Annotated in this window: 9 protein-coding genes; 5 read left to right on the top strand and 4 right to left on the bottom strand. The window is 42.7% G+C overall.

The features are described from left to right. Positions 1–757 precede the first annotated feature (757 nt). The gene (locus tag VLN09_RS02085) at positions 758–979 is read left to right on the top strand and encodes a hypothetical protein (RefSeq protein WP_325243563.1); all 222 of its coding nucleotides are present in this window, start codon (positions 758–760) and stop codon (positions 977–979) included. Positions 980–1,036: 57 nt separating this feature from the next. Here VLN09_RS02085 and VLN09_RS02080 read toward each other — a convergent pair whose 3' ends face one another. The 3 genes from VLN09_RS02080 to VLN09_RS02070 are packed head-to-tail and all read right to left on the bottom strand — an operon-like array spanning position 1,037 to position 2,447. After that, positions 1,037–1,414, bottom strand: coding sequence for an NAD(P)-binding domain-containing protein (locus VLN09_RS02080; protein WP_325243562.1), 378 nt, complete (start codon positions 1,412–1,414; stop codon positions 1,037–1,039). Positions 1,415–1,471: 57 nt separating this feature from the next. Then, a complete protein-coding gene (locus tag VLN09_RS02075) occupies positions 1,472–1,588 on the bottom strand; it encodes an NAD(P)-binding protein (protein WP_325243561.1) in 117 nt (38 codons plus the stop codon). After that, positions 1,578–2,447 (bottom strand): VOC family protein, encoded by an 870-nt coding sequence (locus VLN09_RS02070; RefSeq protein WP_325243560.1) that lies wholly within the window; start codon positions 2,445–2,447, stop codon positions 1,578–1,580. Before VLN09_RS02070 ends, VLN09_RS02075 begins: the two co-directional genes overlap by 11 nt. Positions 2,448–2,614: 167 nt before the next feature. Here VLN09_RS02070 and VLN09_RS02065 point away from each other — a divergent pair, with 167 nt between their 5' ends. The 4 genes from VLN09_RS02065 to arsJ are packed head-to-tail and all read left to right on the top strand — an operon-like array spanning position 2,615 to position 6,805. Next, complete coding sequence (locus VLN09_RS02065) at positions 2,615–3,448, top strand: metalloregulator ArsR/SmtB family transcription factor (RefSeq protein ID WP_325243559.1); 834 nt, start codon at positions 2,615–2,617, stop codon at positions 3,446–3,448. A gap of 35 nt (positions 3,449–3,483) precedes the next feature. After that, entirely contained in the window at positions 3,484–4,500 is a 1,017-nt protein-coding gene (arsB, locus tag VLN09_RS02060; protein ID WP_325243558.1) for an ACR3 family arsenite efflux transporter, read from the top strand. Positions 4,501–4,559: 59 nt separating this feature from the next. Then, positions 4,560–5,570 carry an ArsJ-associated glyceraldehyde-3-phosphate dehydrogenase gene (locus VLN09_RS02055; RefSeq protein ID WP_325243557.1) on the top strand — a complete coding sequence of 337 codons (1,011 nt, stop codon included), beginning with the start codon at positions 4,560–4,562 and terminating at the stop codon, positions 5,568–5,570. A 2-nt stretch (positions 5,571–5,572) separates the two neighbouring features. Then, a complete protein-coding gene (arsJ, locus tag VLN09_RS02050) occupies positions 5,573–6,805 on the top strand; it encodes an organoarsenical effux MFS transporter ArsJ (RefSeq protein ID WP_325243556.1) in 1,233 nt (410 codons plus the stop codon). Between the two features lie 213 nt (positions 6,806–7,018). Here arsJ and VLN09_RS02045 read toward each other — a convergent pair. Further along, positions 7,019–7,426: universal stress protein (locus VLN09_RS02045; RefSeq protein WP_325243555.1), on the bottom strand; the 408-nt coding region annotated here is incomplete at its 5' end.

Below are 7,426 nucleotides of genomic sequence, written 5' to 3'. Positions count from 1 at the left end.
TACTGACCAGCATTCTCTAGAGGAGCTATAACAAACTTTTGCGTCATATTATCTTAAATCGCGTTTGGCGCGCTGTAGAGGTAGAGGCATCGAACTATAGCCTGTAGATCAAATTTTTTAGAGTTATTCAGGTTTTTACTGCTGACTTAAGTAAATCAGTCTCGGATATAGTCGGAGGTGGTTCACAATACATAGTTCGGGTTGTCTTAAATAAGTATATTAGCTAAGGTTAGAGGAAATCTCGCTTTAGGTAATGATTATGGATAATCGAACAGAGACAAGATATCTAAGGTGCGAACCTTACGGTAGGGTAATGCTTCATTTTCGACTACCAATTGAAGTCAGGTGGCGTTCAGTTTTGCTTTTAAGCTTATTCACTGGCGGTCTCTGGTTGCTTTTAACGTTATATAATATTGGCTTTACCCCTCGCTGGAAATGTACTATGTGTGGGGTAACACAATGAGATAGATTTCCCACGTACATACAATAGCGATTCGCCTTACATGTTTTAAATGGGTAAATAGGTTATTGATCATCAATTTATTATTGATACCCGATCATCTTGTGCATTTTCTCAGGAATGGTCTGTATCGGGTAAGTTTTTGGGAACGACTTCCCCATTAGGAATTAGAAAAACTTGCCGTACTGGTGCAAAATGGAATGTTAGTATGGTTTGCGTAAGGTTCTACTTATCTCAAAATAACGAGAGCGTGAAAGAAATGTTAACTCTCTTTAAAACAAGAAAGAGGATAAAAAAATGAGTAATATCAATCAGAAAAAATTACAGGACTACAGACACCTTACTAAAGATGGCGATATAACTGTACACTTAACCCAAGATCAACAAGCCATGATTTTAAAAACTTATGACTACGGACTGAACTCATTATCTGATATTGACGAGATGTTATTAAGCGCAGTGATTCGTCGGTTGAAAGCAGCTATAAATTCAGAGGATGAACCCAATGGCAAACATTAGAACCCTTGAGCTATAACCAGTGAAGTTAATGAAATACAAAAAAATTATAGCGATCGGTTAGATAATTTGTGCGCCCGAATTACCACCACCGACCACCAGTACCCGCTTATCTTTGTAGGCGTCTGGGCCCTCATAATGAGCAGAGTGGCATTGCTCCCCAAGGTACGCTTGCTGACCTTTAAGTGAGGGGATTGTATGCTTGCTCCACGTTCCCGTTGCACTCACCACGGTTTTCGCCAACCATGTGTAACTGCCATCAGTCACCCGTAAGCAACCGTGTTCATCATCACGCTGGACGCTTTGAACCTGATAAGGTCGATAGATTGGCAACTGGTAATGTTGCTCATAGTCAGCAAGATAATGAAGCACCTCATCTCGATGTGGATACTCGCCATCTTTTGCTTTTGGCATCAGACGACCTGGCAGAGAACTCATAACAGCGGGAGAAAACAACCGTAGTGATGGCCAAGTATGTTGCCACGCACCGCCACTTTAGTTTTGATCGTCAAGAATAATGAAGTCAACTTTGGCACGTCTTAGATAGTAGCCAACAGCCAAACCGGCTTGACCACCACCGATAACAATTGTGTCAAATACTTTAGTTGGCATAACTGTCCTCAGTCCCTGCTACCAAAAATGTTGGTTGCTCGTTTTGTGGTTTGGCTTGCAGCTCGTCAGGCGTTAAGCGAGCATATATTTCAATTAAATTACCGTCAGGATCAGTCAACCATAATTCATGTAAGGGCGTCCCTTTCCAAGTCGTTCGTGGTGGTTTAAAAACACTCAAGCCTGTGTCTTTTGCTTTAAAAAAAGCCTCAATGACCTCTTGCTTATTATTGACGTTGATACCTAAATGGTAAAGAGTATCGTGATTAAGCTGCTTACCGTCAGATACTACCAATACCATATTTAAATTGAGATCTGGGCGGATAAAGGTAGCATAACGATGCGTCCATTCCTTTGGCCAAGTATTTAGTAACCAGCTATAAAAGGCGGTGCTTTTAGCCAAGTCAGTCACTCGAATACTGCTATGAAATTCTATTGAAGGAATGCCAACGGGCATTTTAATGAGCTCAGCCAATACTAAAATACGTTGTAACAGCTGATCGCGCACTTCCCTAAAGCTCTCTAGCATCTTATCTGGCAAATCAGAGCCAGCAGCAGGGTCGCTCATAGGCCAATGCATGCGCTGACCACCACTCAGAAAAACGGGGCAGATCTCTTCTGCGCACAGAGTAATGATGGTATCTATATGATCATCCTCTATCTCATCAATAAATTTTGCGTATTGTTGGCTGATATCAATGCCAATCTCTGACATGACAGTAATGGCATGAGGGTGAAGATGCGAGGGGGCGGACCCTGCACTATATACCTCAATGTCCTTCGGTAAATAATGCCGAGCCAACCCTTCCGCTATTTGGCTGCGAGCTGAATTGGCCACACAAAGGAATAAGATTTTTTTCATATTGACTCCGCGATATACGCTTTATTGACTTCAAGTTTTAGAGTATCAGATATTTTATGATCTTAATTAAAGCCATTCTATTTATCATACTTCGAACACAAACCTAAAAGCGCCTTTACATACGAAATATTATATATATAATATTTCGTATGTAAAGGCGCTTATTAATGAGTATGATTATGGAAAATATGAATAAGAAAAAGGTGCTGTTTCTTTGTACCAGTAACTCGGCCAGATCACAAATGGCTGAAACATTACTGAAGTATAAAGCGGGCGATATCTATGAGGTTTATAGCGCAGGCGTAGAAAAAGGTGAAGTCGATGCACGCACCATCCAGGCCTTAGAAAAGTTCGATTTCGACGCCAGTGGATTAAGATCCAAGCATGTCGACGAGTTTGAAGGGCAGTTTTTTGACTATGTGATTACTTTATGCGAAAAAGCCAGTGCCGAATGTAGAAGTTATCCCAATACCGGAAAGCAGCTAGCATGGGATATTCCTGACCCAAAAACTCGCGCTGGCAGTCATCCTTTTACGACTACATTAAGTGAATTAAGTAATCGTTTAACGATGTTTCTCTTCGTGGAGAACAAACCTACAAAAAATACGAAAGAGATTAAACCTACTGCTATACAAGACACGCCGCTTGCAGACTTTGATCCCATTACCTTTTACAAAAGCCTGACTGATGACATTCGCCTCAAAGCACTGATGCTGATTGAATATCATGGTGAGCTGTGTGTTTGTGAGTTGATGGAAGCCTTGGAGGAAGATGTTCAGCCCAAAATCTCCCGTAACCTTGCCGTTTTAAAGAAGGCAGACGTCATTACTGATCGAAAGCACGGTCAGTGGGTGTTTTATCGTATCAATCCTGAACTGCCGTTATGGGCAAAGACTGTGGTGGCGCAAACAACAGAAAATAATACTCATCTGATTGAGCGTGAGATTGGGCGGTTAGATACGATGCAAAACAGACCTGACAGAGCCAGTTTTTGTAAATAACCAATAATCAACCGTTACATATTAAGAGAGTCACAATGGGTATTTTTGAGCGCTATTTATCAGTTTGGGTAGGTTTGGGCATTCTTCTCGGCGTGGTAATGGGTTTATGGCAGCCTGATTTATTTCAGTTGGTTGCAAACCTCGAAATTGCTCATGTTAATCTTGTTATTGCGGTATTCATTTGGGTGATGATTTATCCCATGATGGTACAGATAGACTTTTCTGCCATTAAAGATGTAGGTAAAAACCCAAAAGGGTTGTTTCTAACGATCATTATCAACTGGTTCATTAAGCCTTTTACTATGGCCGGCCTCGGCTGGTTATTTTTTAACATTTTCTTTGACAACTTAGTTGATCCCGCATCGGCTCAAGAGTATATCGCTGGAATGATTTTATTAGGTGTGGCTCCTTGTACAGCCATGGTCTTTGTCTGGTCACAGTTAACCAAAGGGGATCCTAATTACACCTTGGTCCAAGTGTCCGTCAATGACGTCATTATGATATTTGCTTTCGCTCCTATTACTGCTTTTTTGCTGGGCGTTAGTGATATCCAGGTGCCATGGGAGACGTTGATCATCTCTGTGGCACTTTATGTTCTGCTTCCCTTGATTGCTGGTGTGCTGACACGCAATATGCTCAATAAGCGCCGTGATAAGGACGCATTGAATAATCTATTATCAGTGCTTAAACCTTGGTCGATGGTAGGCTTGTTAGCCACTGTGGTTCTGCTCTTCGGCTTTCAAGCTGAGACCATAGTCTCCAAACCCCAAGTTATTGGCCTCATTGCCATTCCTCTCATGATTCAAACCTATGGCATTTTTGTTATTGCCTATATCGCTGCTAAATGGTTAAAACTGCCGCACAATATTGCAGGCCCTGCTTGTTTGATAGGCACCTCTAACTTTTTTGAGCTGGCAGTTGCAGTGGCTATCTCCCTCTTTGGATTACACTCAGGTGCTGCGCTTGCCACCGTGGTTGGCGTACTGGTTGAGGTGCCCGTGATGTTATCGCTGGTCTATATCATTAACCGCACACAACATTGGTTTGAATAAAACTGAGAATTTTAAAGCATTTTCTCTGGTAACTTTTAAATAAAACAAAGGATAATTTTATGACAATTAAAGTCGGTATTAATGGGTTTGGTCGTATGGGACGTTTAACCATGCGTGCAGCATTTGACTGGGACGGTAGTGAAATTGTCCATATCAATGATCCTGCGGGCGACGCTAAGACCCTTGCACATCTAATGACGTTTGATTCTGTGCATGGTCGCTGGCATCACGAAGCCACTCACGAAGGCGCGTCCATGATTATCAACGGTAAAGCCATTCCTTGTACGCAAAACAAAGCGACCGAAGATACAGACTGGTCATTGTGCGATGTGGTCATTGAAGCATCAGGAAAGATAAAAACCAAAGCCTTGCTGCAAGCCTACTTAGACCAAGGGGTAAAACGTGTAGTAGTCACCGCCCCCGTAAAAGAAGAAGGCGTGTTAAATATCGTTATGGGTGTGAACGAGCATCTATACGACAAAGACATGTATCCCATTGTCACTGCTGCATCTTGTACTACCAACTGCCTAGCACCCGTGGTCAAAGTGATGCACGAAAAAATAGGCATCAAGCATGGCTCGATGACCACCATCCATGATATTACCAACACCCAGACGATATTAGATGCACCGCATAAAGACTTACGTCGAGCACGTGCTTGTGGTATGAGCCTTATCCCGACCACGACAGGCTCTGCGACCGCCATCACTCATATTTTTCCTGAGCTAAAAGCCAAACTAAACGGTCATGCCATTCGTGTGCCTTTGGCCAACGCCTCGCTGACCGATTGTGTGTTTGAAATGGTGCGCGGCACCACCGTTGAAGAAGTCAATGAGTTACTCAAACAGGCGTCTGAAAACGAGCTAAAAGACATATTGGGCTTTGAGACACGTCCACTGGTATCGATTGATTATAAAACAGACCCACGTTCAAGCATCGTTGATGCGCTATCGACGATGGTCGTCAATGACACGCAAGTAAAGCTTTATGTCTGGTACGACAACGAATGGGGTTATGCCAATAGAACGGCTGAATTGGTACGAATGGTTGGTCTAGCAGATAAGGGTTAATCATGGGGCTGCTATCCGTTACGGATTTATCATCGCAAGTGAAGCAGTACTTAGTCATCACCGGTAACTACTGGGCATTTACCCTAACTGACGGCGCACTACGAATGCTCGTCGTGCTGCATTTTTATCAGTTAGGCTATAGCCCATTAAGTATTGCGATGCTATTTCTGTTTTATGAGATCTTTGGTGTTATCACCAATCTGGTTGGGGGTTGGCTTGGCACCAGTCTTGGGCTAAATAAAATCATGAATATTGGTTTGGCCATACAGATAATCGCCCTAGCCATGCTTGCTGTGCCTGCTGATATGCTCACCGTGGTCTATGTCATGGTGGCACAAGCTCTGTCAGGTATCGCCAAAGATTTAAATAAAATGAGTGCCAAAAGCGCTATTAAACTGTTGGTACCAAAAGATGCTGAGAGTAAGCTCTATCAATGGGTAGCGCTACTCACAGGCTCTAAAAATGCCCTAAAAGGCGTTGGTTTTTTTATCGGTGGTTTGCTACTAACCCTAATTGGGTTCAAGGGCGCTATGATACTGATGGCATCACTACTAACCATAGTCTGGGTGTTTAGCTTGGTGGTATTAAAAGAGGATATTGGTAAAGCCACGAACAAGCCTAAATTTAAAGATATTTTTTCTAAAAGCCCTGCTATTAATATCCTATCTGCTGCCCGATTGTTTTTATTTGGTGCCAGAGACGTTTGGTTTGTCGTGGCCTTGCCCGTGTTTTTGGCGGCGACATTTAACTGGAGTCACTGGTGGGTCGGTAGTTTTATGGCAAGCTGGGTCATCGGTTATGGCATCGTCCAGTCAATCGCGCCTTATTTTACAGGCAAGAAAAAAGGCGTGCTTCCAACGGGTAGAGCAGCCTTTTTGTGGGCAAGCTATCTGACGTTTATTCCTGCGGCGATCGCGCTGGCTTTATATTTTGATTTTCATATACAAGCATCGGTTATTATTGGCTTGCTGATATTTGGCGTTATTTTCGCCATCAACTCTTCATTACACAGCTACCTTATTGTCAGCTACGCTGATAGTGATGGGGTGTCACTGGATGTGGGGTTTTACTACATGGCAAATGCGATGGGCAGATTGATTGGCACAGTGCTATCAGGTTGGGTATACCAAGAATTTGGCTTAGAGGCTTGTCTTTGGATATCGAGCATATTTGTGGCAACAGCAGCGTTATTGTCATTGAAACTGCCTAATACGTACAAAGCGGCGGCATATTGACTCATATTTTCACTTAGTCAATCTATCGTTAATTCAAAATAAAAATACAGTCATGATGACATGCTACTGGGATAAATTTTCCTCGCCTACTGTGCTGGTATAGATAGCAGCTTCGAGACATTTATCCCAACATCGCTGTGTTTTCTTAAAGCAAATCAACGCTAGCTAAGAATGCTTGAGCAAACGCTGTTCATCACACCATCCATTAAGAATTTAACGGATCAAAATGACTGGTGACAGCGTCTTAGCAATAATCTTAGTCGTGGTACTACCAATAAATAGCTGTTGCAACTTAGAGTGACCATAAGCACCAACGACGATGATATCGACCGCATTTTGTTTTTGAAAGTCGAGTAACCCATCAACCGCATCAGAGGCGGACAACTGATGCGCCTCTATCGTAAAGCCTACTACTGTTAGCTGCTCAGTTGCTGCTGCCAAGCTTTTTTTAGAGGTCGCATCATCATTACCTACCATAACGATATGCCCTTGCATGCCTTTTAACAGCGGACTTTTCGAAATAATATCGACAGCCTTGATAGCAGTCTGACTGCCATCAAATGCGACCATATAAGAAGCAGGTAATTTAAATGTCTCTGAGCAAATCAAAATTGGAACGCT

The organism is Psychrobacter sp., assembly GCF_035469765.1.
Classification (GTDB): domain Bacteria; phylum Pseudomonadota; class Gammaproteobacteria; order Pseudomonadales; family Moraxellaceae; genus Psychrobacter.
Note: the sequence above shows the minus strand (reverse complement) of the source record. Positions and strands in the feature narration are given on the sequence as shown.